Annotated in this window: 19 protein-coding genes; 9 read left to right on the top strand and 10 right to left on the bottom strand. The window is 69.0% G+C overall.

The genetic code is table 11. The features are described from left to right. Nucleotides 1-129 precede the first annotated feature (129 nt). The 7 genes from ACXYMW_RS09230 to ACXYMW_RS09200 all read left to right on the top strand — a co-directional run bounded on the left by ACXYMW_RS09230 (nt 130) and on the right by ACXYMW_RS09200 (nt 8,565). Nucleotides 130-693, top strand: a complete 564-nt coding sequence (locus ACXYMW_RS09230) for a TRAP transporter small permease (RefSeq protein ID WP_459035025.1) — start codon at nt 130-132, stop codon at nt 691-693. Beyond that, the gene (locus ACXYMW_RS09225; protein WP_459035024.1) at nt 693-1,973 is read left to right on the top strand and encodes a TRAP transporter large permease; all 1,281 of its coding nucleotides are present in this window, start codon (nt 693-695) and stop codon (nt 1,971-1,973) included. Before ACXYMW_RS09230 ends, ACXYMW_RS09225 begins: the two co-directional genes overlap by 1 nt. Next, on the top strand, nt 1,970-2,746 hold the full coding sequence (locus ACXYMW_RS09220) for an enoyl-CoA hydratase/isomerase family protein (RefSeq protein WP_459035023.1): 777 nt from the start codon (nt 1,970-1,972) through the stop codon (nt 2,744-2,746). Before ACXYMW_RS09225 ends, ACXYMW_RS09220 begins: the two co-directional genes overlap by 4 nt. A gap of 23 nt (nt 2,747-2,769) precedes the next feature. Continuing rightward, entirely contained in the window at nt 2,770-3,945 is a 1,176-nt protein-coding gene (locus ACXYMW_RS09215; protein WP_459035022.1) for a CaiB/BaiF CoA transferase family protein, read from the top strand. A gap of 25 nt (nt 3,946-3,970) precedes the next feature. Further along, on the top strand, nt 3,971-4,714 hold the full coding sequence (locus ACXYMW_RS09210; protein WP_459035021.1) for a hypothetical protein: 744 nt from the start codon (nt 3,971-3,973) through the stop codon (nt 4,712-4,714). Between the two features lie 1,326 nt (nt 4,715-6,040). Continuing rightward, nucleotides 6,041-8,221: a hypothetical protein gene (locus tag ACXYMW_RS09205; RefSeq protein ID WP_459035020.1), complete on the top strand. Its 2,181-nt coding sequence runs from the start codon at nt 6,041-6,043 to the stop codon at nt 8,219-8,221. Between the two features lie 98 nt (nt 8,222-8,319). Continuing rightward, the gene (locus ACXYMW_RS09200; protein WP_459035019.1) at nt 8,320-8,565 is read left to right on the top strand and encodes a hypothetical protein; all 246 of its coding nucleotides are present in this window, start codon (nt 8,320-8,322) and stop codon (nt 8,563-8,565) included. Here ACXYMW_RS09200 and ACXYMW_RS09195 read toward each other — a convergent pair. From ACXYMW_RS09195 to ACXYMW_RS09175, 5 genes are read right to left on the bottom strand one after another with little or no spacing between them, the layout of a single operon-like run. Beyond that, nucleotides 8,556-9,395 carry an SDR family NAD(P)-dependent oxidoreductase gene (locus ACXYMW_RS09195; RefSeq protein WP_459035018.1) on the bottom strand — a complete coding sequence of 280 codons (840 nt, stop codon included), beginning with the start codon at nt 9,393-9,395 and terminating at the stop codon, nt 8,556-8,558. The genes ACXYMW_RS09200 and ACXYMW_RS09195 overlap by 10 nt on opposite strands. Next, the gene (locus ACXYMW_RS09190; protein ID WP_459035017.1) at nt 9,392-10,219 is read right to left on the bottom strand and encodes an ABC transporter permease; all 828 of its coding nucleotides are present in this window, start codon (nt 10,217-10,219) and stop codon (nt 9,392-9,394) included. Before ACXYMW_RS09190 ends, ACXYMW_RS09195 begins: the two co-directional genes overlap by 4 nt. Continuing rightward, nucleotides 10,219-11,046 carry an ABC transporter permease gene (locus ACXYMW_RS09185; RefSeq protein WP_459035016.1) on the bottom strand — a complete coding sequence of 276 codons (828 nt, stop codon included), beginning with the start codon at nt 11,044-11,046 and terminating at the stop codon, nt 10,219-10,221. The genes ACXYMW_RS09190 and ACXYMW_RS09185 overlap by 1 nt, the downstream gene beginning before the upstream one ends. Before the next feature lie 8 nt (nt 11,047-11,054). Further along, nucleotides 11,055-12,125 carry a quaternary amine ABC transporter ATP-binding protein gene (locus ACXYMW_RS09180; protein WP_459035015.1) on the bottom strand — a complete coding sequence of 357 codons (1,071 nt, stop codon included), beginning with the start codon at nt 12,123-12,125 and terminating at the stop codon, nt 11,055-11,057. 56 nt (nt 12,126-12,181) lie between these two features. Continuing rightward, nucleotides 12,182-13,033 carry a glycine betaine ABC transporter substrate-binding protein gene (locus tag ACXYMW_RS09175; RefSeq protein ID WP_459035014.1) on the bottom strand — a complete coding sequence of 284 codons (852 nt, stop codon included), beginning with the start codon at nt 13,031-13,033 and terminating at the stop codon, nt 12,182-12,184. Between the two features lie 250 nt (nt 13,034-13,283). On the opposite strand from ACXYMW_RS09175, the gene ACXYMW_RS09170 reads away from it, so the two are divergent. After that, nucleotides 13,284-14,225 (top strand): LysR substrate-binding domain-containing protein, encoded by a 942-nt coding sequence (locus ACXYMW_RS09170; RefSeq protein ID WP_459035013.1) that lies wholly within the window; start codon nt 13,284-13,286, stop codon nt 14,223-14,225. Nucleotides 14,226-14,228: 3 nt separating this feature from the next. On the opposite strand, the gene ACXYMW_RS09165 is transcribed toward ACXYMW_RS09170, so the two are convergent. The 5 genes from ACXYMW_RS09165 to ACXYMW_RS09145 all read right to left on the bottom strand — a co-directional run bounded on the left by ACXYMW_RS09165 (nt 14,229) and on the right by ACXYMW_RS09145 (nt 19,620). Further along, entirely contained in the window at nt 14,229-15,248 is a 1,020-nt protein-coding gene (locus ACXYMW_RS09165; protein WP_459035012.1) for an alcohol dehydrogenase catalytic domain-containing protein, read from the bottom strand. Next, nucleotides 15,245-16,723, bottom strand: a complete 1,479-nt coding sequence (locus ACXYMW_RS09160) for an aldehyde dehydrogenase (RefSeq protein WP_459035011.1) — start codon at nt 16,721-16,723, stop codon at nt 15,245-15,247. Before ACXYMW_RS09160 ends, ACXYMW_RS09165 begins: the two co-directional genes overlap by 4 nt. Continuing rightward, on the bottom strand, nt 16,716-17,600 hold the full coding sequence (locus tag ACXYMW_RS09155) for a dihydrodipicolinate synthase family protein (protein WP_459035010.1): 885 nt from the start codon (nt 17,598-17,600) through the stop codon (nt 16,716-16,718). The genes ACXYMW_RS09160 and ACXYMW_RS09155 overlap by 8 nt, the downstream gene beginning before the upstream one ends. Before the next feature lie 13 nt (nt 17,601-17,613). Then, the gene (locus tag ACXYMW_RS09150; protein WP_459035009.1) at nt 17,614-18,912 is read right to left on the bottom strand and encodes an NAD(P)/FAD-dependent oxidoreductase; all 1,299 of its coding nucleotides are present in this window, start codon (nt 18,910-18,912) and stop codon (nt 17,614-17,616) included. Between the two features lie 138 nt (nt 18,913-19,050). Next, a complete protein-coding gene (locus tag ACXYMW_RS09145; protein WP_459035008.1) occupies nt 19,051-19,620 on the bottom strand; it encodes a helix-turn-helix domain-containing protein in 570 nt (189 codons plus the stop codon). A 204-nt stretch (nt 19,621-19,824) separates the two neighbouring features. Here ACXYMW_RS09145 and ACXYMW_RS09140 point away from each other — a divergent pair, with 204 nt between their 5' ends. Next, nucleotides 19,825-22,272 carry a GcvT family protein gene (locus ACXYMW_RS09140; RefSeq protein ID WP_459035007.1) on the top strand — a complete coding sequence of 816 codons (2,448 nt, stop codon included), beginning with the start codon at nt 19,825-19,827 and terminating at the stop codon, nt 22,270-22,272. Nucleotides 22,273-22,294 lie beyond the last annotated feature (22 nt).

The following is a 22,294-nucleotide window of genomic DNA, read 5'->3' as shown; positions in this document are numbered from 1 at the left end:
CCCTTCGCCACGGCGACACCCGCCCGGCCCCGCGCGGCCGGGCGACTTCGCACAAAGAGAGGCCGCGTTGCGGACGCCGCGCTGTTGCCGCGGTGTCCGCGATTGCGGCCGCTCGACCCGGTAGGTGACATGAACCAGATCAACCGACTTTCCGAAATCATGGGCCTGATCCTCGAGGCCTTCACGGTGTTCCTGATGGTGCTGTTGACCAGCGTCGTCATCGTGGCCGTCGTGGCCCGGCTCGCCGGCAGCAGCTTCTCGTGGTACGACGAGGTGGCGGCGATCATGCTGGCCTGGATCACCTATTACGGCTCGGCGCTGGCGGCGCTGAAGCGGCGCCATATCGGCTTCGACACCGTGCTGCTGCTGCTCCCGGTGCGGGCGCGGATGGTCTCGGTGCTGATCGGCGAGGCGGTGATCCTGGTCTTCTTCCTCACCATGGCCTGGGCCGGCTTCCGGGTGCTCGACGTGCTGCAGGGCAGCTACCTGGTCTCGCTGACCTGGGTGCCCGTGCAATTCACCCAATCCGTGATCCCGCTGGGCGCGGTGCTCTTCATCCTCTGCCAGCTTCTGAGCCTGCCCGATTACTGGCGCAGCACCCGCGCCGGCATCTCGCTCGAACATGCCGAGATCGAGGAAGAGGTCGACGCCGAGCTCGAAAAGCAGTCCCACCGTCTCGAGGGCAGCCGCTGATGCTGATGTTCCTGATTTTCCTGGCGCTGGTCGCGCTGATCTGCGTCAACGTGCCGATCGCAGTGGCGCTCGCGGTGGCCGGCGTGCTGGGCCTTCTGGCCTATGAGGGCATGAACTCCCTCGTGACCATCGCGCTCGACATGTATTCGGGCGCCACCAGCTTCTCGCTGATCGCCATCCCGATGTTCGTGCTGGCCGGCGCCATCATGAATGCCGGCGGCATCACCGACCGGCTGATCAACTTCGTCTCGGCGATCATCGGCTTCGTGCGCGGCGGCCTCGCCATGGTCAACATCGGCGTGTCGCTGTTCTTTGCCGAGATCTCCGGCTCGGCGGTGGCCGACGTGGCGGCGATGGGCTCCATCCTGATTCCGCAGATGAAGAAGCGCGGCTACACCAAGGAGCTGTCGGCGGCGGTCACCTCGTCCTCGGCCTCGCTGGCGATCATCATCCCGCCGTCGATCCCGATGATCCTCTACGCCGCCTCGTCCAACACCTCTGTCGAGCAGCTCTTCGTGGCCGGCGTGGTGCCCGGCCTGATCGGCGCGGCGGGCCTGATGTTCGTGGCCTACGTCTTCGCCCGGCGCTACAACCTGCCGACCGAAGAGGCGTTCAACATGCCGCGCCTGCGCGAGACCTTCGTGGACGCGCTGCCGGCCTTCACCCTGCCGGTGATCATCCTCGGCGGCATCTTCGGCGGCTACGTCACCGCGACCGAGGCCGCGGGCCTGGCGGTGATCGCGGCGCTGGTCGTGTCGGCCTGGTACCGCAACCTTGACCTCGGGCATCTGCGCCGCGCGCTGCTCGACGGCGGCATGCAGACCGCGGTCGTCATGCTGCTGGTGGCGGCCTCCTACCTGATGGGCGGCTTCCTGACCCGCGCCCAGGTCCCGCAGGAGATCGCCCGGGCGATCCTCGACATCACCTCCCAGCAATGGCTGATCCTGCTGATCCTGAACTTCTTCTTCCTGATCGTGGGCTTCTTCCTGCACTCGGCGGCGGCGATCATCCTGGTGGTGCCGATCGTCATTCCGCTGATCAACGCCGCGGGCATCGACCCGGTGCATTTCGGCCTCGTGGTCACGCTGAACCTCGCCATCGGTCAGCAGACGCCGCCGGTCGCCTCGGTGCTGATCACCAGCTGCGCGGTGGCGCGGGCCAATATCTGGGCGGTCTCCAAGGTGAACATCTGGTTCGTCCTGGTGCTGCTCGCGGTGCTGATGGTCTGCACCTACGTGCCCTCCATTCCGCTCTTCCTCGTGGAGTACTTCTACAGATGACCGACGACATTCGCGCAGAGACCCGCGACGGGACGCTCTGGATCACCTTCAATCGTCCGGAAGCGCGCAATGCGATGACCTTCGCGATGTACGAGGCCCTCGCGGCGCACTGCGGCGCGGTGCCCACCGACGGCTCGGTCCGCGCGGTGGTGATCCACGGCGCCGGCGGCAAGGCCTTCGCCGCCGGCACCGACATGACGCAGTTCCGCGCCTTCGAGACGGCGCAGGACGCGCTCGACTACGAGGCGCGGATCAACGACGTGCTCGACGCGGTGGAGAAGTGCCCGCTGCCGACCATCGCGGCGGTGCACGGCGCCTGCACCGGCGGCGGCGCCTCGATCGCCGCGGCCTGCGACATCCGCATCGCCAGCGCGCGGCTGAAATTCGGCTTTCCGATCGCGCGCACGCTGGGCAATTGCCTGAACGCCGCCAACCTCGCCCGGCTGAGCGAGCTCTTGGGCGCCGGGCGGACGCGCGAGATGATCTTCACCGCGCGGCTGATGGAGGCCGAGGAGGCGCTGTCGACCGGGCTCGTCACCGAGGTGCTGGCGGACGAGGCGGCGCTGATGGCGCGCGCCGCGGAGCTCGCGCAGCAGGTCGGCGGCATGGCGCCGCTGACGCTGCGCGCCACCAAGGAGGCGCTGCGCCGCAACCGCGCGGCGATCGAGGTGGAGGATTCCGACCTCATCACCCTGTGCTACATGAGCGAGGATTTCCGCCACGGGCTCGAGGCCTTCCTCGGCAAGCGCGCGCCGGAATGGCAGGGCAAATGACCGGGCAGGGCCCCCTCCAGGGGATGAAGGTGGTCGAGCTGGCGCATATCATGGCCGGCCCCGCCGCCGGCATGATGCTGGCCGACATGGGCGCCGACGTGATCAAGGTGGAGAAGCCCGACGGCGACGACAGCCGTCGCTTCCTGCCGCCCGACATCAACGGCGAAAGCGCCGCCTACCTGATGATGAACCGCAACAAGCGGGGCATCGCGCTGAACCTCAAGGACGCGGGCGGGGTCGAGGCGCTGCGCACCCTGCTGGCCGATGCCGACGTGGTGATCGAGAATTACCGCATCGACACGATGGCCAAGCTCGGCCTGTCCTACGAGAGCCTGCGCGAGGTCAATCCGAAGCTCGTCTACTGCGCGATCTCGGGCTTCGGCCGCACCGGGCCCTATGCCGATCGCGGCGGGTTCGACCTGATCGCGCAGGGCATGTCCGGGCTGATGTCGATCACCGGCGAGGGGCCGGGCCGGCCGCCGGTGAAGCCCGGCGCGCCGATCTCCGACATCACCGCGGGCATCATCGCCGCCATGGGCATCATCGCCGCCTACAGCCACGCCCAGAAGACCGGGCAGGGCCAGACCGTCGACACCTCGCTCTTCGAGGCCGGGATCACGCTGACCTATTGGCAATCGGCCATCGCCTTCGCCACCGGGCAGGTGCCGGAACCGCTGGGATCGGGCCACCCGCTGAACGCGCCCTACCAGTCCTTCCGCACCGCCGATGGCTGGATCAACGTGGGCGCCGCGAACCAGCGCAACTGGCTGCGGCTGCTCGAGGCCATCGACGCGACCGAGCTCGGCGCCGACCCGCGCTTTGCCAGCAACCGCGACCGGATGGACCACCTGAGCGAACTGGTGCCGCTGCTCGAGGCGCATCTGACGAAGCGCACGACGGAGGATTGGCTGGCGCGGATGGAGGCGGTGGGCCTGCCCGCCGGCCCGGTCCTGTCGATCAACGAGATGCACCGCGACCCGCAGGCGCTGGCGCGCGAGATGATCGTCGAGACCGAGCACCCGGTCGCCGGGACGACCCGCGCCATCGGCCTGCCGGTGAAGTTCGGCGAGACCCCGGGCGGGGTCGCCCGCGCCGCGCCGGTCCTGGGCCAGCATGGCCGCGAGATCCTGGCCGAGCACGGCTACGCGCCCGACCGCATCGACGCGCTGATCGCGCAGGGCGCGCTGATTGGCGCCTGACCCACCGCGCACGGAAAGGACGGCCATGCCGGATCTCTCGGACTTCACCCGGGGCCTGATCGCCGCGCATCGCGCCCGGTCAACCTTCGCCCCCGACGGGCCGCTGCCCGAGACGGCGGACGAGGCCTATGCGGTGCACCAGGCGCTGACCGAGGCGGTGGGTCCGCCGGCGGGGTTCAAGATCTCCGGCGCGCCGGGGTCGGGCCGGACGATGGCGCCGATCCCCGTGCCGCGGCTTTTCGACGGCGGCGCCTGGGTCCCGGTGCCCGGCCCGGTGGGGCTGGAGCTCGAGGTGGCCTTCCAGGTCGTGGGGCCGCTGCCGGCGCCTGAGGATGCGGAGTTCGAGACGCGCCTGCGCGCCGCGGTGCGCCCGGCCGCGGTGATCGAGTTGGTGGCGCAGCGTTTGACCGGCCCGGCCGCCGAGCAGCCCTTCGCCAAGCTGGCGGACCTGCAGGCCAACGAGGCGCTGATCTGCGCCACGCCGCTGGACGGCTGGGACGGGCGCGATTTCGGCACTGTCGAGACCGTCATCGCGGTCGACGGCACCGGGATCCTCTCGGGCCCGGCCACCGTGCCGCATGGCTCGGCATTCGACTCGCTGGCGGCTCTGGTGCGTATGGTGGGCGGGCATTGCGGCGGGCTCGGCCACGGACAATGGATCCTCACCGGGTCGCTGCACCCCATCGCCCCGGTGCGGCCGGGTCAGCATATCGAAGCGCGGATCGACGGGCTCGGCACGGTGACGCTGACGCTCGGCGGACCGGACTGATCCGCCCCCGCCGGGACCCCGGCGACCGCAGAACGGCGGCCCGGCGACGCGACCAAGATTGCGTCCCCGGGGCGGTGGTGATCGATCGTTTGCTGTCGCCCTGAGCGACAACGGCCCGCTTATCCGAGCATGCAGGTTCGAGCAGGAGACGCCCAGGGTCTCGGCCGCGGTCTTCACGTTGAACCTGCCCCTTGGGCGGGGATGCCCCTGCCGCACAGGCCGGGATCGGTCTCGTTCTCGGGACGGCGCGACGAGTGCTCGGTTCATTCTCGGTGGTCAGACATCGTCTGAGCACGTCTGGTGAAATCGTTTCGCCGCTTGGAATGACTTCTGTCATGAATAGGGGCGTGCGATGCAGAGCCGCCCGTCTTTGGGCGCAGGAAACCCTGCGGGTTCGCGGAAGGGTTGCCTGAAGCTGTTCTGTGAGGTCTCTCCCCGTTACTTCTTAATTAAGTATCGCGTTTGGGCAGAAACGTAAGAAAAATATCGAACGTGAGATTGGGGCCTCCGGGGCCGCCTGCCCGGCTCGGGCAAACTCAACATTTTTCGTACGACGTTCTCGAAAAATCTTACTCGGTTTCGCAGGGGGCCTTGTTTTCAGGAGCCGGCACTTCAGATCCGCGCGCCTAAGCCAGTGAGACCCTGCCCGCGGCTTAATGGGGACGAGTTCCTGCGGACATCTGCACCGGATTTCCTAGCATGGAAACACCGCAATGACGGCAGCCCACCGCGCGTGTTCATTGCGATACGGGCCGGACCCTTCGGCATCGGCGGCCCGGACAACGCGCCTCGACAACTCCCGCATCTATTTCCCGATTCCAGGGTGCGAGAAACCCCGCTCCAAGGCCGGCTTCAGGCAGGAAATCCGAAAACGCGTAAGAAAAATGTCAGGTTGAGTATCGCGAGAAACAAGGGAAGTATCGCGTTTATCAAGTTAAGTATCGCATTTGGGCAACCTACGTTGACGTGCGGATGACCTGGGACGCCTTGACGGCCCGTCGAGGCAACTTTCCGGGAAGGCATTTCAGGGTGCGGACAGGGTATTTCGGGGCCTGACGGCAAATCGGGCGCCTCGATTGCCGATGTGGCACGTTTCCGGCCCCATCTGATCGCGTATGCCGCGGGAGAGACCGCCGAATACGCATGGTGTGCCCATTTGGATGATCCCGCAGCTTGGCGCGCTCAGTGCCGGATGCGCCTACAAAATGACAGAATCGGTGACGTATATGCCGGCCAAGACATCAGTCAGGATTTGGAATGACCTTTGGAACTTGGACGTACGGCCACCGAATACTTCTTCCGGTAAGCTGCCTGATTGCCCTCGGAATGCCTGCACTCGCCAGCGAAGACGCATACCAGTTTGGCGCCAAGCCTCGCGTGGTGGCGGACATCACCACCGGGATGACCCTGGCCGACGTTCGCGCATCGCTGACAGGGTACGACGCTCTCGGAAGCATGGATCTGACGCTCGAGGATGGCACCGTTCTCGGGACCCGCACCATGTTCGAGCGGGCGGGCGGGGATGAGATCGTCATCGTCGACAGCGCTTCCGAAGGCGGGGCGGTCGGTACCGTGTTCCGTGCGGCGGCCCTGCGCTACCAGGAGCCGGGCCGACTCGAACAGGCTGAGGCAGCGCTGACGGCGAAGTACGGGGAGGTCATCAGCTGCCAGGACCCCGAGATCGGGTTCGTGTTCCACTACGGCGCGGGCGGCTCCCTGATCGCGGAGGCGGATTGCTCCACCGTTCTGAATGGCCTCGATCCGATGCCGGAGGCCAGCGTCCACGAAGTCTTCGACGGCGATGGGCGAGCGTCCACGGTCGCCGTGGCCTTCGGTCAGGACGAAGCGGGACGCGCTTTCGTCATGGAGACCGTGCAGGCGAACGGCTTCAGCGCGCGCATTCACGCCGCGGCGATGGGGATCGAAGTTCCTCCGATGGAAGACGAGGCGGCCCCCGCGAACAAGGCGCCGGCGGACCTTGCCCCCGGGGAGGACCCGATCAACGAGATCCTGTCCCGGGACCCGCGCGGTGAGGCGGCCGCCGAGCTGCTTGATGGCCTGCTGACCAGCAAGTTTCCGGTGCCCCATGAGGGGTTCAAGATTCCCATGACACGGCGCGAAGCGGTGACCTGGTTCCGGGACAACAACGGCGCGTTCTTCACCCGCGAAGGGAAGATCCGCGGGAACCCCAAATTCGAGGACAGCTCGGCCGAGCTTGCCCTGCACCCGGGATACGAGCGCACGGCCCGGGCGGTGGCCGAGAGAGTGCTGACAACCGCGGCCACGCGCACGCCCGCTTTGCAAACCTCTTTCGCCGCCCAGTCCAAGTTCGACAACGGGGTCCTGGGCACGTACGTCGTCGGGTCCGAAGTCGATCCGTCCGGGGGCATCGGCATCGAAACCAGTCGCGTCTTCGAGGTGACCGCGTATTTCGACCTGGCCGAGACCAACTCGGACGTGACGAAAGACGACGCCCGGGCATGGGTCGAGCGAACCTTCGAGATGTCTTGTACCCTCGAGGAGCGCCGAACGAGCACGGTGTTCTTCTCCGCGTCGAACAATCTCGGCGACCGCATGGGTCTCGATGAGGCGGCCCAGCCCGGCTGCGGATCGATGGCCCGAGAGTATCGGGACACCGGATACAGCAACCTGATCGAGGTTTCCCACTCGCCCGAAGGGTTGGTGTCGAGGATCACTGTCAAATTCATGGATCACGCAACGCTTCACGAGCGGCTGCAAAAGGGCTTCGAATGGGCCCAGGCCGGCGGGCGCGAAGACGCGGAAACGAAGACGAAGGCGCAAGCTCTTGCACGTGCTCCGTCGGAGGTGCCGGAGTTCATGTCTGCCGGCGGCGGCGTGTTGCCGGCCATTCTGGGCTACGAGCTCGGGATGGATGCCGGCGACGCTGTCTCCCGCCTGAAGGCCGAAGGGTACAGGTTCCTGGGATACGGGTTGCAGGGGCCGCTGACGGATGAGCCCAAAATCCTCGACTGGACCTCCAACCTGGGCGGCGAAGAATATGTCGGCCGGGCAATCCAGGAGACGGGGAACACCAGCCCCGATGTGCAGCTGATGGCCGTCGCAGCACGGAGAAAGATCGACGATTACGAGGATACCATTGTCCTGCAGGTCGCACAGGGCAACGGTGATGCCTTTGCGGACGGAAAGGTCTCGCACATGATCGGCGTGCGAAACTATCCCCCCAAGCAACGGATCCATGTCAGTCAGGTTCGGGATGTCCTGAGCGCCAAGCGCATGCGGGGAAGCGGTTGCGTCACGCCAGGGAATGGCGGCATGCAGACCGTGATCTTCTGGGATGACCAGGGCAACGACGTAATCCCCCCGGACATGAAGGAAGGCGTTGCGCCCGGGTCCTGCCATACTTGGGAAATGCGGACGCCTCACAGGTATCGCGGATTGATCAACACCCTCGAATACGACGGAATGGTGGATACGCTGCGCGTCATTCTCGAGGATCACGAGGCGGTCCTGACCCGGATCAAATGACGTCGGGGGCGGTGCGGGTATAGACCGCGCTGCCCCCGTTTCATGAATGGATGTTGTTTCAATTTACGCGCCATACGCTGCCCAAGTCTTTGTGTGCATTGGAGAAGGTCGCCGAGGGCGCCGACGAGATCGCCGCGACCTATCCCGACCCCGAGATCGTGGCGGCGCTCGGTGCCCACCGGCAGGTCAACCTGCCGCTGCGGGTCGGCGGCCGCGCTGTGGGGCTCCTCAACCTTGCGCAGGGCGCGGGGCAGGACTGGTCGCGGCTGCAGCCGGTGCTGCCGCAGGCGGCGGCGCTGGCCGGGGCGCTGGTGGCCGGCTGCGGGGCGGGACCTCAGCGGTAATCGGTGCCCAGGGTCACCGCTTCCCAGGCCGCCATCTCCCGGGTCAGGCTGTCAAGCTGCCGCCGCGCCCGGTCGAGCGCGTCGGAGCCGAGCAGCAGGTCGCGGGGCGCCTCGGGCGCCGCGACCAGCGCGTGGATCGCCTCGGCCGCCCGGTCGGGATCGCCGATCTGGCGCCCGCTGACCCCGGCCAGCGCCGCCATGGCGGTGCCGACGGTGTCGCCTTCCGGGTCGCCCCCGGCGCGGTCGGAGTGGTCGAGGAAACCGGTGCGGAACTGCCCCGGCGCCACCGCGGTCACCCGGATGCCGCTGCCGGCGAGGTCCTGCGCCAGCGCCGCCGAAAAGCCCTCCATGGCGTGTTTCGCCGCCGCGTAGAGCGCCGTGCCCGGCCCCGGCGCGCGCCCGGCGATGGAGGTGATGTTGACGATGTGGCCCTGGCCCTGTCGGCGCAGGAGCGGCAGCACGGCGCGACAGAGGCGGATCGGCGCGTGCACGTCGACCGCAAAGAGCCGGTCGATGGCGGCATCGGGCAGGGTCTCAACCGCGCCGAGCAGCCCGTGGCCGGCATTGTTCACAACCACGTCGATCCGGCCGAAGGCCGCCGCCGCCTGCTGCACGAGGCCGGGGATGCGCTCCAGCGCCGAGAGGTCGGCGGTCAGCACCCGCAGCCGGTCGGAGCCCGCCGGCAGCGCCGGGGCGGCGCCGCGCACCGTGCCCACCACCCGTTCGCCCCGCGCCAGAACGTGGCGCGCCAGCGCGAGGCCGAGGCCGCGCGAGATGCCGGTGATCAGCCAGACCCGTCCGGCCGCACCGCTTTCCGCGCCCGCGCTCATGCCCCGGGCCGCCGTTCCAGCGCCCCGCGCGACACCCGGTCGAGCAGCACCGCCACCGCGACGATGGCGAGCCCGGCGCGCAGGCCGAGGCCCATCTCCATCCGGGTCAGCCCGCGGGTGACCTCGGCGCCGAGCCCGCCGGCACCGACCAGCCCGGTTAGCACCACCATGGCGAGCGACAAGAGGATGCACTGGTTGAGACCCACCACCAGCGTCGGCAGGGCGGCCGGCAGCTCGATCCGGAACAGGATCGTCCGCGGCCGCGCGCCGAGCGCGGCGCCCAGCTCCTTGAGGTCGGTCGGCACGCCCTTGAAGGCGAGCGTGGTCAGCCGCAGCATCGGCGGCACGCCGTAGACGATGGTGGCGATGATCGCCGGCACTTGGCCCAGGCTGAAGATCATCACCGCCGGGATCAGGTAGACCCAGGGCGGCACCGTCTGCATCACGTCGAGCACCGGGCGCAGCGTCGCCTCCACCCGCGGCCGCCGCGCGGCGAGGATGCCGAGCGGGAAGGCCACGGCCACCGCCACGGCGACCGCGACCACCACCAGCGCCAGCGTCTCCATGGTCTCGACCCACAGCGCCATGACCCAGCAATAGCCGAGCGCCGCGCCGGCCAGCAGCGCCACCCGGCGCCCCGCAAGGACATAGCAGCTTAGCATCGCCAGCGGGATCAGCGCCCACGGCGGCAGCAGCAGGAGCGCCGCCTCGAAGCCGCCCAGCACCGCCTCGATGGCGCGGGTGATCACGGCGAAGAGGGGATGGAAATTGGCGTTCAGCCAGTCGACGGCGGGGGCCAGGACGGCGCCGGGATCGAAGAGCATCAGCGGGGCCTCGCGGCGGCTTGCGTCACCCGGTCGAGCACCATGGTCAGCACCACGATGGCGATGGACGCGTTGATGGAGGTGGCGATGTCGAGGGTGCGGATGGCGGCATAGATCGTCTCGCCCAGGCCTCCGGATCCGACGATGCCGGCGATCACCACCATGCCGAAGGCCATCATCAGGCTTTGGTTGATCCCCGCCATGATCGAGGGCACGGCGAAGGGCAGGCGGATCTTGAAGAACATCTGCCCCGGCGTGACCCCGGAGGCCTGGCCGAGCTCGAGGAACTCCACCGGCGTGCGGCGGATGCCCACGGAGGTCAGCCGCACCGCCGGCGGGATCGCCACCACCACCGTGGCGATCAGCGCCGTGGCCTCGCCGTAGCCCAGGAGCGCGATGGCCGGCAGCAGGTAGATATAGGGCGGCATGGTCTGGATCAGGTCGAGCCCGGGCAGCAGCGCCCGGTCGAGCCGCGGCATCAGCCCGGCGAGGATGCCGAGCGGCACGGCGATCAGCAGCGCCATGGTCGAGGCGGCGAGGACGAGGGCGAGGGTCTCCATGGTCTCGACCCAGAGCCCCATGGCGGCGCAGGCCATCAGCGCGAGTGCGGTGGCGATCCCGGCGGGCAGGCTGAGCGCGCGCCAGGCGAGGGCGCCGATCAGCACCGCCACGACATAGGAGGGCGGCGCCGTCAGCAGCCACAGGAGCGCGCCGTAAAGCCCGTCGAGGACCGCGCGCAGCCCGTCGAAGACGAAGGCGGCGTGGTCCGTCAGCCAGAACAGCGCGCTGTCCACCGAGCGGTCGAAGAGGGTGACGACTTGGTCCATGCCGGGCCTCACGCCGCCGCTGCCGCCGGCGTGGCGTCGCCCTGCACGGCCAGAAGCAGGTCGCGCGTGGTGACGATGCCGGCGGGCTCGGCGCCCTCGGCGCCCCCGGTGATGGCCACGGCATCGCGGCCGGAGCGGATGATCTCGGCGATGAGCGTGCCGATATCGGCCTCCGGGGTGGCCCGCGGCAGGTCGTCGACCGGGCGCTGCCAGCTCGCCAGCGGCGACATGATGGTGCGCGCCTTGATCAGGTGCAGCCGCGAGATGCCGGCGACGAAATCGGCGACATACTGGTCGGCCGGGTTCATCACGATCTCTTCGGCGGTGCCGACCTGGATCAGCGCGCCGTCCTTCATGATGGCGATGCGGTCGCCGATGCGGATGGCCTCGTCGAGGTCGTGGGTGATGAACACCGCCGACTTGCCGAGATCCTTGGTCAGCTGGCGGAACTCGTCCTGCAATTGCCGGCGGATCAGCGGGTCGAGGGCGGAGAACGGCTCGTCCATCAGGATGATCTCGGGATCGGCGGCGAGCGCGCGGGCGAGGCCGACGCGCTGCTGCATGCCGCCCGAGAGTTCCGCCGGGTAGCGCGCCGTCCAGTCCGAGAGCCCGACCTTGTCGAGCGCGTCGCGGGCGGCGCGGTTGCGCGCCTCGCGCGGCACGCCCCGCACCTCGAGGCCGAAGGCCGCGTTCTCCAGCACGCTGCGCTGCGGCAGCAGCGCGACGCTCTGGAACACCATGCCGATGTGGCGGGCGCGGGTCTCGCGCAGGGTGGCGGCGTCCATCCGGGCGATGTCCTGCCCCTTGATCCGGACCCGTCCGAGGCTGGGCTCGATCAGCCGGTTGAGCAGGCGGATCAGCGTCGACTTGCCGCTGCCCGAGAGCCCCATGATGCAGAAGATCTCGCCCCGGTGGACCTGCAGGCTGGCATCCGAGACCCCGACCACGCAGCCGAACTCCTTGAGGATCTGGGTCTTGCTCAGGCCGCGTTCGGTGATCGCGCGGATCGCCTCGGCGCTGCGCGCGCCGAACACCTTCCAGACCGCCTCGCAGTCGATGAGAACCTCGGTCGTGTCCATGTCTGCTGCCCCGTCGTCGCTGTGATGGGGCGGCCCCAACGGCCGCCCCGCTTCGTTCAGTAGGATTTGATCGTCTTCCAGCGCTCGAGCAGCTCGGAATGCGCCTCGAGCCAGCCGGCGATGGCGTCGTCCATCGTCTGCCCGTCGTTCACCGCGGCGTTGATCGCGGTGATGTCGGCCAGCGGCACGAAGACGCTGGCGATGGCCTCGCGCGCCTTCGGCTTTTCCGCGGAGAAGCCGTCGCGGGCGATCCAGTAATAGGTCTGCGGCGGCGCGAAGACGCCCTTGGGATCGGCAAGGAACTTGGTGTCGAACTTCTGGACCATCCAGGAGGGCTCCCAGAGCGTCACGGCGATCCACTCGCCGCGGTCGACGGCGGATTTCAGCGCCGCGGTCATGCCCGCGGTGCTGCCCTCGATCAGGTCGAGGTCGAGGGCGTATTGATCGAGCGCGTCATTGGCCTCGCGCATCAGGCCCGATCCCGGCTCCAGCCCGACGATCTTGCCGCCGAGCTTGTCGGCATTGGCGTTCAGCTCCTCGACCGAGTCGATGGTGACGTATTTCGGCACCGCGATGCCCTGATAGAGGCCGTGCGACACCGGGGAGAGCTTCTCCAGCCGCGCATTGTTGCGCTGCCAGTAATCGTGGGTGACGTAATCGGTCTGCGAGGTGAGGATCTCCACGTCGCCCTTGGTCAGCGCGGCAAAGGCGATGCCCCATTCCGAGAACTCGGTGACCTCGACGGTGAAGCCCTGATCCTCCAGCACCTTCTTGGTGATCCCGGTGATCGGCGTCAGGTCCTCCCAGGACAGGGTGCCCATCTTGATGACGTCGTCCTGGGCCAGGACCGGCGTGGCCAGACCGAGCGTCAGCGCACCGGCCAGAAGCGAGTTGAAAAAGCGGCGCATGGCCGTCTACCTCCGTGTCGTTCTTGTTTAATTGGCGTGACGTCACGGTATCATGCGCGGCCCTCGGACCCGGTGTTCAAAAAGCTGCATTTGGGATAGAGCCAGTTTATGAGTAACGGCGCCGCATTGCCGGAAGGCTCGCACCCGGATATGATCCCGCTCGACGGAAGCGGATCCCGACGGGATCGAACCCGTCTATCGCAAATCCGGTCCGGTCCCTCCCCGGCCGGCAGCCAGACGAGCGCCCCAGATGTCCGGAACCCTCCGCCGCCAGATCCCCTCTCCGAACGCGCTCTTCGCCTTCGAGGCGACGGCCCGGCTGGGCAGTTTCGGCGGCGCCGCGGCGGAGATGAACGTCACCCAGCCGTCGATCTCCTACCAGATCAAGAACCTCGAACGGCATCTCGGCGTGCGCCTGTTCGAGCGGCGCGGACGGCTGACCGCCCTGACCGAGGCCGGCGAGGTGCTGCACCACGCGGTGGAGCGCGGCTTTTCCGAGATCCAGGTCGGCCTGACGCAGATCGCCCACCGCGAAAACCAGAACCTCGTCACCTTCTGCGTCTCGTCCTCGGCGGCGGCGCATTTCCTGCTGCCGCGGCATCCGGAGCTGAGCGCGGCGATCCCCGACATCGATCTCAGCCTGAAGATCCTCAGCCGCGACGTGAACCCGGCCTCCGAGAACGGCGATTTCGCCATCCGGCTGGGCCGCGGCGACTGGGACGACCTCGAGGCCTGGCCCCTGTTCGACGAGGTCTACTTTCCGCTCTGCACGCCGGACTTCTTCGGCCCGCGCGACGGGCCGGTGCCGCTGGAGGAGCTGAAGACCCGCAACCTGCTGTATCTCAAGGAACGGTTCCGTCCGCGTGACGACTGGTCGGCCTTCTTCAAGCGCGTCGGCGTGCCGATCGAGCGGGCGCATGCCCGGATGACCTTTTCCGACCAGCAGACGCTGCTGCAGGCGGCGGTGGCGGGGCAGGGCATCGGGCTGGGCTGGCGGGGGATGACCGATGGCTTCCTGAAGGACGGATCGCTGATCAACCCGACCGAAACCGAGGTGCGGACCGACCGGGCCTTCTACCTCGTCAAGCCGCGCGACCTGCGGCTGAACCGGACCGCGGTGAAGTTCCGCGACTGGATCATCGCGCAGGGGCAGGAGATCCAGTCGCGGGTGGTGTCCACCCGGATCGGCTGAGGCTCAGGGCACCAGCACGGTGTGGCTGAGCCCGCCGGCAACGTCGCGGGCATGGGCGATGGCGGCGTCGATCTCGGCCAGCGGGAAGGCGGTGGCCGAAAAGCGATCAAGGTCGAGACGGCCGGCCGCGACAAGGGACAGCAGCCGCGCGCGGGTCCGCGCGGTGAACCAGTAGGACCCGCGCAGCGTCAGGCTGTTGCGCATCACCAGCCCGGCATCGAGCGGCAGCGGCGCGCCGAGCGCACCGACAAAGACCGCGCGGCCGAAGCGCGGCAGCCCGGCGATCAGCGCGGCGCTGACCGAGGCATCCGCCCCGGCGCTGCAATCGAGCAGCAGCTCACAGGCGCCGGCCTCGGGCGGGCCGGCAACGACGCGCTCGGGGTCGAGCGCAACAAGGCTGTCGAGATGCGCCTGCCGGCGGCCGAGGACATGCACCCGCGCGGCGCCGAGGGCGAGGGCGGGCAGCACCGCGCCGGCACCGAGCGCGCCGGTGGCGCCGTTGATCGCCACCCGTTCGCCGGCGGCAAAACCGCCGCGCTCCAGCCCTTGCAGCGCCGTGCCGAGCCAACCGAGCCGGCACAGAAGCTCCGGCCGGTGCACCGCAACGGCCTCGGGCAGCGGGGTGAAACAGGCTTCCGGCGCGTGAATCACCTCGGCAAAGCTGCCATCGGGCCAGGCCGCCATCGGCGCCGCGGCGCCGGCGCCGAGCCCGAAGCAGCCGAGGAAACCGTGATCCTCGGCCGGGTCGGCGGCGTCGCGGCTGCCGGTGAAGGCGTCGAAATAGACCCGCTGGCCGGGGCGGAGCCGGCCGGCGCCTTCCTCGACCACGCCGATGGCGCATTGGCCCGGGGTGAAGGGCCGCGGCGGCGTGACCCAGGCGCCCGAGGGCAGGGCGCCCATGTAGGAGGCGACCATCGCCGCCTCCAGCCGCACCAGCGCGCCGCCGGGGGCGCGCGCAGGACGGGCGACCTCCTCGACCGCAAAGCCGGTCGCGCCCTCGTTGATCCGAACCGCGCGCATCATGCCTCCGACAGGTCGAACCAGATGGTCTTGAGCTCGGTATATTGCTCATGCGCGGCGATGCCGTTGTCGCGCCCGCCAAAGCCCGAGGCCTTCATGCCGCCGAAGGGGGTGGAGATCTCACCCTCGCTGTAGCCGTTGACCGCGACGGTGCCGGCCTGGAGGCGCCGGGCGCAGCGATGCGCCTTGCCCAGATCGCCGGTATAGAGCGTGGCGGCCAGCCCGTATTCGGTGGCATTGGCCAGCTCGATCGCCGCGTCGTCGCTGTCGGCCGGGCAGACCGCGAGCACGGGGCCGAAGATCTCCTCCCGGAAGATCGTCATCTCGGGCGTGACATCGGCAAAGATCGTCGGCGCGAAGCCGAGATCGCCGACGCCCGCGCCGCCGGCGATCAGCCGCGCGCCCTCGGCGCGGCCGGTCTCCACCAGGCCCGTGACCTTGCGGTGCTGGGCCGCGTCGACCAGCGGGCCGCTGCGGGTGCCGGGCTCCAGCGGGTCGCCGACGGCCCAGTCCTTCGCCGCCTCGGCCAGTTCCGCCAGCAGGGCCTTGTAATGCGAGCGGTGCACGATGATGCGGCTGTTGGCGGTGCAGTTCTCGCCCATGTTCCAGAAGATCGCGCCGGCTTGGATGCGGGCGATCCGGGCCAGGTCCTGCGGCCCCTCCAGCACCACCGCGGCGCTCTTGCCGCCCATCTCGAGGCAGACCTCCTTGAGGTTCGACTCGGCGGCATAGGTCAGGAAGCGGCGGCCGATCTCGGTCGAGCCGGTGAAGGTCAGCGCGTCGACATCGCCGTGTCGGCCGAGCGGCTCGCCCACATCGGGGCCCATCCCGGTCAACACGTTGAGCACGCCCGGCGGCACCCCGGCCTCCAGCGCCAGTTCCGCCAGACGCAGCGCCGTCAGGCTGGTCTGCTCGGCCGGCTTGACGATCACCGAATTGCCGGTGGCCAGCGCCGGGCCGATCTTCCACGCCATCATCATCAGCGGGAAGTTCCACGGCAGCACCGCGGCCACCACGCCCACCGGCTCGCGCACGATCAGGCCGAGCGCGTCCGGCGCGCTCGGCGCGATCTGGCCGTAGAGCTTGTCCTGCGCCTCGCCGTGCCAGCGCAGGCAATTGGCGGTTTCGGGAATGTCGATCGACAGGCAATCCGAGATCGGCTTGCCGGAATCGAGCGATTCCAGCACCGCGAGCTCGGTGCCGTTCTCCTCGATCAGGGCGGCGAGGCGGTGCAGCACGCCCTTGCGCATCGACGGGTGCTGCCCCTCCCAGACGCCGGCGCGGAAGGCCGCGCGGGCCGCCGCCACGGCGTCGTCGACATCGGCCGCGGCGCAGGCCGGCAGGGCGGCGAGGGTCTCGCCGGTGGCCGGGTTCACGGTGTCGAAGGTCGCGCCGCTCCGGGCGCCGCGCCAGCTGTCGCCGACGAGGATCTGCGCGGGGATCCGCAAGTTGCGGGCGATGGCGTGGTATTCAGCCATGCGCCGCCCCGTTCAGCGGTGCGAGGGTGGCCAGCATCTCGGCCCGTATGGCGTCGCTGATCGGGCGCAGCGGCGCGCGCACATGGCCGGTGCCGAAGCCGCGGCTCTGCGCTGCCGCCAGCACGCAGTGCAGGTAGGAGTTCGACCAGGCGTAGAGCAACGAGGGCAGCATCTTCTGCCAGAGCTCCAGCGCCTCGGCATAACGTCCGGCGGTGACGAGGTCGTAAAGCTCCACCGCCTCGCGCGGCATGTAGTTGGCCCCGCCCCAGACGGTGCCCACGGCGCCGGCCATCATCGCGTAGACGGTGGTCGGATCGGCGCCGTTCAGCACCTTGCACTTGCCCTGGATGTAGCTCTGGTGCACGTGAAGGTCGCCGCCGCTGTCCTTGATGTAATTGTAGTTTTTCAGATACGACAGCCGCGCCAGCAGCGCCGGGGAGACGGCGATGCCGGTGGCCTGCGGGATGTTGTAGCCGACGATGTCGATGCCGATCTCGGCGTCGATGGCGCGGTAGAACTCGAACATGCCGTCGTCGTCCTCGGGGCCTTCGAGGTAGGGCGGCAGGATCATCACCGCGTCGGCGCCGGCATCCTCGGCGTGCTTGGTGCGGCGGATCACCTCGCCCATGTTGAGCGCCGAGGTCTGGCAGATGACGTTGCAGCGCCCGTCGATGCGCCGGATGCCGGTCTCGTAGAGCTTGTTGGCCTCGGCCTCGGTCAGATAGGGGTGCTGGCCGGTGCCGGCGCCCAGCACGAGGCCGTGCACGCCGGCTTCCAGATAGGCCTCGATCAGCCGCTCCCACTCGGCGAAGTCGATCTCGCCGCTGGCGTCGAACGGGGTCTGCATCGCGAGGTTGATGCCCTTGAGATCTGCCATCATGAGGCCTCCTTCAGGTTTCCTGGCCGGCGCGGAAGAAGCGCCATTTGGTGGTGACCCGCACGCCGATCTCGGTCAGCCAGTCGGGGTAGCCGCGATTGGGTTTCGGGCGGGCGTTGAGAATGTCGATGGTGCGCGAGCTCTGGCCGAGCCCGAGCTCGGCCAGCGCCTTGCCGAAGGCGGTGCCGCGGGCGACGCCGGTGCCGTTGCAGAAGGCCGCGCCGTAGACCCGGTCGGCAAGCTGGCCGAAGACCATGCCGCCGTTTTCCGCCATGGTCAGCAGCCCGCCCCAGCTGTGCGCGTAGCCGATGCCGGCAAGATCCGGGTAGCGCCGGCGGAAGGCTTCCTCGTGGTGCCGGCGGGCATGGTCGACATCGGCGCGCTGCGAGCGGAAGTTGCGGGCGTAGGAATAGACGTTGCGCAGAAACAGCCGGTTGTCGGCGGTGAGCCGCATGGTGGTGCCGAAGCTTTCCGCCGGGATCACGCCGAAGGGGCCGCTGGCGCCGACCCGTTTCAGCTCCGCCGGGCTCAGCGGCCGGGTCATCGAGGCATAGGTGTAGACCGGGATCGCGGTGTGCGGGAAGAAGCCGCTCTTGGTCAGGTAGGCCGAGTTGCACAGGAAGACCTTGCCGGCGGCGATGCTGCCGCCCGGGGTCTCGCAAAGGTGGCGCGGCGCCTCGTAGCGGATGCCGGTGACCGGGGTCTTTTCGTAGGCCGCGACGTTCTCGGGCAGGGCGGCGGCCATGCCGGTGAGGTATTTCGCCGGCTGCATCAGCACGGTGCCCGGCGTGTGGATCGCCGCGACGTAGTGCTTCGAGCCGGTGCGGGCCTGGATCTCGTCCCGCCCGAGGCGGCGATGCGCCTTGCCGATCTGGTTCAGTGCCTGCGCCATCTCGTCGAGGCAGGCCACCCCGCGCGGGCTGGCGGCGGCGTGGTACTTGCCCGAAGGGTCCCAGTCGCAGTCGACGCCCAGCTCCTCCACGGCGCGCTGCAGATAGCCGATGCCCTCGACGTTGACGTGGTATTCTTCCTCGTTGCCCTTTTTATCTTCCGCGAAGTGCTTGTTGCGCGGATTATGCGCGAGATCGATCGCGAAACCGGCGCAGCGTCCGGCGGCATTGTCGCCGATCCGGCCGGCATCGACCAGCACGACGCGGGCCTCGGGGGCCAGCTCGGCCAGCCGCCGGGCGCAGTGCAGGCCCATCCAGCCGGCGCCGATGACAAGGAAATCGCAGGCAACATCAGCGTCTAAGCTGCGGGCAGGCGGACGGGGCCCGAGGGCGGCGTACCACCCCGAGCGGGTCGGCTCCATATGGACAGGCGGGATCTTCATGGGCGCACCGAGGGCTGTCGTGACTGCCCCGACACTACAGCAGCGCGGGCCCCCGGGCAGGTCGATTAAACCGCGTGATCCATAGAATGGATTTATCCCGCGCGAAGCCGTTCGGGGTCAGTAGATCGGCGGCGCCACGACCCAGAGCACCCGCGCCGCGGCATCGCCCTCGTTGCGCCAGCCATAGTCGCGGTTGCGGAACTGGAAGCTGTCGCCGGTCTCCAGCTGCAGCTCCTGCGCCCCGAGGATCAGCACCAGCCGGCCCTCGATCAGCACGCCGCCATTCTCGGTCCCGCGGGAGCGCCGCAGCCCGGCCCCGGCGGAGCGCGGCGCGAAGGTCGAGCGGATCATCTCGAAACTGCCGTCGAGCGCCGGCGACAGCAGCTCCTCGGTCAGGCCGGTCTCCTCGGAGCCGATCGGCGTGCGGTCGGCGCGGCGCAGCACCACGCCGCGTTCCTCGGGCGCGCGGCGGGCAGAGCGGAAGAAGAAGCTGATATTGACCCCGAGCTCCTCGGCCAGCCGGCCGAGATCGTCCACCGAGGGCGTGGTCTGGCCGCGCTCGACCTGGCTCAGCCAGCCCACCGAGCGGCCGACTGCACCCGAGAGCCGCGACAGGGTGATTCCGCGGCCCTTGCGCAGGGCGCGGATGTCGTCGCCGACATGATGGGGAAGGGCGGTCGCTGTCATCCGGGCCGAGATTGCGCCGAGCGCCCTGAAAACACAATCGGATCTCGGGCCTCTCTCATAGGTATCCCGCAGTTTTTTGCCTGAGTGAAAAATTCATTTGATTTTTCATTCCGGCGCGGGCAGCTTGCAGGCGAGGGCGGAGACCGCCGCCCCGGCGCCCCGCGCGCCGCCGCCTGTCCCCCATCCCCGGACCCGGAGCTCCCCATGGCCGATCTTCCCCGCAGCGCCCGCGTCGTCATCATCGGCGGCGGCATCTCGGGCTGTTCCGTCGCCTATCATCTGGCGAAGCTCGGCTGGACCGACATCGTGCTGCTGGAGCGCAAGCAGCTGACCTCGGGCACCACATGGCACGCCGCGGGGCTGGTGGGGCAGCTGCGCGCCAGCCAGAACATGACCCGGCTGGCGAAGTATTCCGCCGATCTCTACGCCGAGCTGGAGGCCGAGACCGGGCTCGCCACCGGGTTCCGGCAATGCGGCTCGATCACCGTGGCGCTGACCGAGGAGCGGCGCGAGGAGATCCTGCGGCAGGCGGCTTTGGCCCGCGCCTTCGGCGTTGCCGTCGATGAGCTGTCGCCGCAGGAGGTGAAGGAGCGTTACCCGCATCTCGAGACCTCGGACGTGATCGCCGGCGTGCACCTGCCGGGCGACGGGCAGGCCGATCCCGGCAACATCGCGCTGGCGCTGGCCAAGGGTGCCCGGATGCGCGGCGCCCGCATCGTCGAGAACGTCAAGGTTACCGCGGTGACCCGCGCCGAGGGCCGGGTCACCGGCGTCGACTGGCAGGCGGGCGGCGAGAGCGGCCACATCGCCGCCGAGCACGTGGTCAATTGCGGCGGCATGTGGGGCCGCGAGCTGGCGCGGGATTCGGGCGTCACCCTGCCGCTGCATGCCTGCGAGCATTTCTACATCGTTACCGAGAACATCCCTGGCCTCGCCCAGCTTCCGGTGCTGCGGGTTCCCGACGAATGCGCCTACTTCAAGGAAGATGCCGGCAAGCTGCTGCTCGGCGCCTTCGAGCCCAAGGCGAAGCCCTGGGGCATGGCGGGCATCCCCGAGGAGTTCTGCTTCGACCAGCTGCCCGAGGATTTCGACCATTTCGAGCCAATCCTCGAAAAGGCCGTGGCGCGCATGCCGATGCTGGCCGAGGCCGGCATCCACACCTTCTTCAACGGCCCCGAGAGCTTCACCCCGGACGACCGCTACTACCTCGGCGAGGCGCCGGAGCTGAAAGGCTACTGGGTCGCGGCGGGCTACAACTCCATCGGCATCGTGTCCTCCGGCGGCGCCGGCATGGCGCTGGCGCAGTGGATGCAGGACGGCACACCGCCTTTCGACCTGTGGGACGTCGACATCCGTCGTGCCCAGCCGTTCCAGCGAAACCGCCGCTACCTGAAGGAGCGGGTGAGCGAGACGCTGGGCCTGCTCTACGCCGACCATTTCCCCTACCGCCAGTTCGCCACCGCCCGCGGCATCCGCCGCTCGCCGTTGCACACTGCGCTGGCCGAACGCGGCGCGGTGTTCGGCGAATCCTCTGGCTGGGAACGCGCCAACTGGTTCGCGCGGGACGGGCAGGACGCCGCCTATGCCTATAGCTGGCAGCGCCAGAACTGGTTCGACAACCAGCGCGCCGAGCACATGGCGCTGCGCGAGGGCGTCGGCCTCTTCGACATGACCAGCTTCGGCAAGATCCGGGTCGAGGGGCGGGACGCGCTGGCCCTGTTGCAGGCGCTCTGCGCCAACCAGATGGACGTGGCGCTGGGCCGCATCGTCTACACCCAGATGCTGAACCCCAAGGGCGGCATCGAGTCGGACCTGACGGTGACACGGCTGTCCGAGACCGCCTTCCTGCTGGTGGTGCCCGGCGCCACCCTGCAGCGCGATCTGGTCTGGCTGCGCCGCCATGTCGGCGAGCAGTTCGTCACCATCACCGATGTCAGCGCCGGCGAGGCGGTGCTCTCGGTCATGGGGCCGCGGTCGCGCGACCTGATGGTCCGGGTCTCGCCCGACGACCTGTCGAACGAGGCGCACCCCTTCGGCATGGCGCGCGAGATCGAGATCGGCATGGGCCTCGCCCGCGCTCACCGCGTGACCTATGTCGGCGAGCTCGGCTGGGAGCTCTATGTCTCCAGCGACATGGCCGCGCATGTTTTCGAGACGCTGGCCGAGGCCGGAGACGCGGAGGGCCTGACGCTCTGCGGCTTGCACGCCATGGACAGCTGCCGGATCGAGAAGGGCTTCCGCCATTTCGGCCACGACATCACCGACGAGGACCATGTGCTGGAGGCCGGCCTGGGCTTCGCGGTGAAGGTCGACAAGGGCGATTTCATCGGCCGCGAGGCGGTGCTGCGCAAGCGCGAGGCGGGCCTGGAGCGGCGGCTGGTGCAGTTCCGGCTGACCGACCCGGAGCCGCTGCTCTACCACAACGAGCCGATCCTGCGCGACGGCAAGATCACGGGCTTTCTGACCTCCGGCAATTACGGCCATGCCCTCGGCGGCGCGGTCGGGCTGGGCTACGTGCCCTGCCGGCCGGGCGAGAGCGCGGCGGAGATGCTGGCCTCGGGCTTCGAGATCGACGTGGCCGGCCGCCGGGTTCGGGCCGAGGCGAGCCTGAAGCCGCTCTACGACCCGACCTCCGCCCGCGTCCGGGCGTAACGGGACGCTGAACGCCGCGGGT

Source organism: Roseivivax sp. CAU 1761 (genome assembly GCF_054482755.1).
This window is presented reverse-complemented; position numbering and strand designations above follow the sequence as displayed.

Coding starts and splice junctions, on each gene's coding strand:
- ACXYMW_RS09230 (WP_459035025.1), top strand. CDS start 130: ATGAACCAGATCAACCGACTTTCCGAAATCATGGGCCTGATCCTCGAG.
- ACXYMW_RS09160 (WP_459035011.1), bottom strand. CDS start 16,723: ATGGCTGAATACCACGCCATCGCCCGCAACTTGCGGATCCCCGCGCAG.
- ACXYMW_RS09155 (WP_459035010.1), bottom strand. CDS start 17,600: ATGGCAGATCTCAAGGGCATCAACCTCGCGATGCAGACCCCGTTCGAC.
- ACXYMW_RS09165 (WP_459035012.1), bottom strand. CDS start 15,248: ATGATGCGCGCGGTTCGGATCAACGAGGGCGCGACCGGCTTTGCGGTC.
- ACXYMW_RS09220 (WP_459035023.1), top strand. CDS start 1,970: ATGACCGACGACATTCGCGCAGAGACCCGCGACGGGACGCTCTGGATC.
- ACXYMW_RS09190 (WP_459035017.1), bottom strand. CDS start 10,219: ATGCTCTTCGATCCCGGCGCCGTCCTGGCCCCCGCCGTCGACTGGCTG.
- ACXYMW_RS09215 (WP_459035022.1), top strand. CDS start 2,770: ATGAAGGTGGTCGAGCTGGCGCATATCATGGCCGGCCCCGCCGCCGGC.
- ACXYMW_RS09205 (WP_459035020.1), top strand. CDS start 6,041: ATGCCTGCACTCGCCAGCGAAGACGCATACCAGTTTGGCGCCAAGCCT.
- ACXYMW_RS09170 (WP_459035013.1), top strand. CDS start 13,284: ATGTCCGGAACCCTCCGCCGCCAGATCCCCTCTCCGAACGCGCTCTTC.
- ACXYMW_RS09145 (WP_459035008.1), bottom strand. CDS start 19,620: ATGACAGCGACCGCCCTTCCCCATCATGTCGGCGACGACATCCGCGCC.
- ACXYMW_RS09195 (WP_459035018.1), bottom strand. CDS start 9,395: ATGAGCGCGGGCGCGGAAAGCGGTGCGGCCGGACGGGTCTGGCTGATC.
- ACXYMW_RS09185 (WP_459035016.1), bottom strand. CDS start 11,046: ATGGACCAAGTCGTCACCCTCTTCGACCGCTCGGTGGACAGCGCGCTG.
- ACXYMW_RS09180 (WP_459035015.1), bottom strand. CDS start 12,125: ATGGACACGACCGAGGTTCTCATCGACTGCGAGGCGGTCTGGAAGGTG.
- ACXYMW_RS09140 (WP_459035007.1), top strand. CDS start 19,825: ATGGCCGATCTTCCCCGCAGCGCCCGCGTCGTCATCATCGGCGGCGGC.
- ACXYMW_RS09225 (WP_459035024.1), top strand. CDS start 693: ATGCTGATGTTCCTGATTTTCCTGGCGCTGGTCGCGCTGATCTGCGTC.
- ACXYMW_RS09175 (WP_459035014.1), bottom strand. CDS start 13,033: ATGCGCCGCTTTTTCAACTCGCTTCTGGCCGGTGCGCTGACGCTCGGT.
- ACXYMW_RS09210 (WP_459035021.1), top strand. CDS start 3,971: ATGCCGGATCTCTCGGACTTCACCCGGGGCCTGATCGCCGCGCATCGC.
- ACXYMW_RS09150 (WP_459035009.1), bottom strand. CDS start 18,912: ATGGAGCCGACCCGCTCGGGGTGGTACGCCGCCCTCGGGCCCCGTCCG.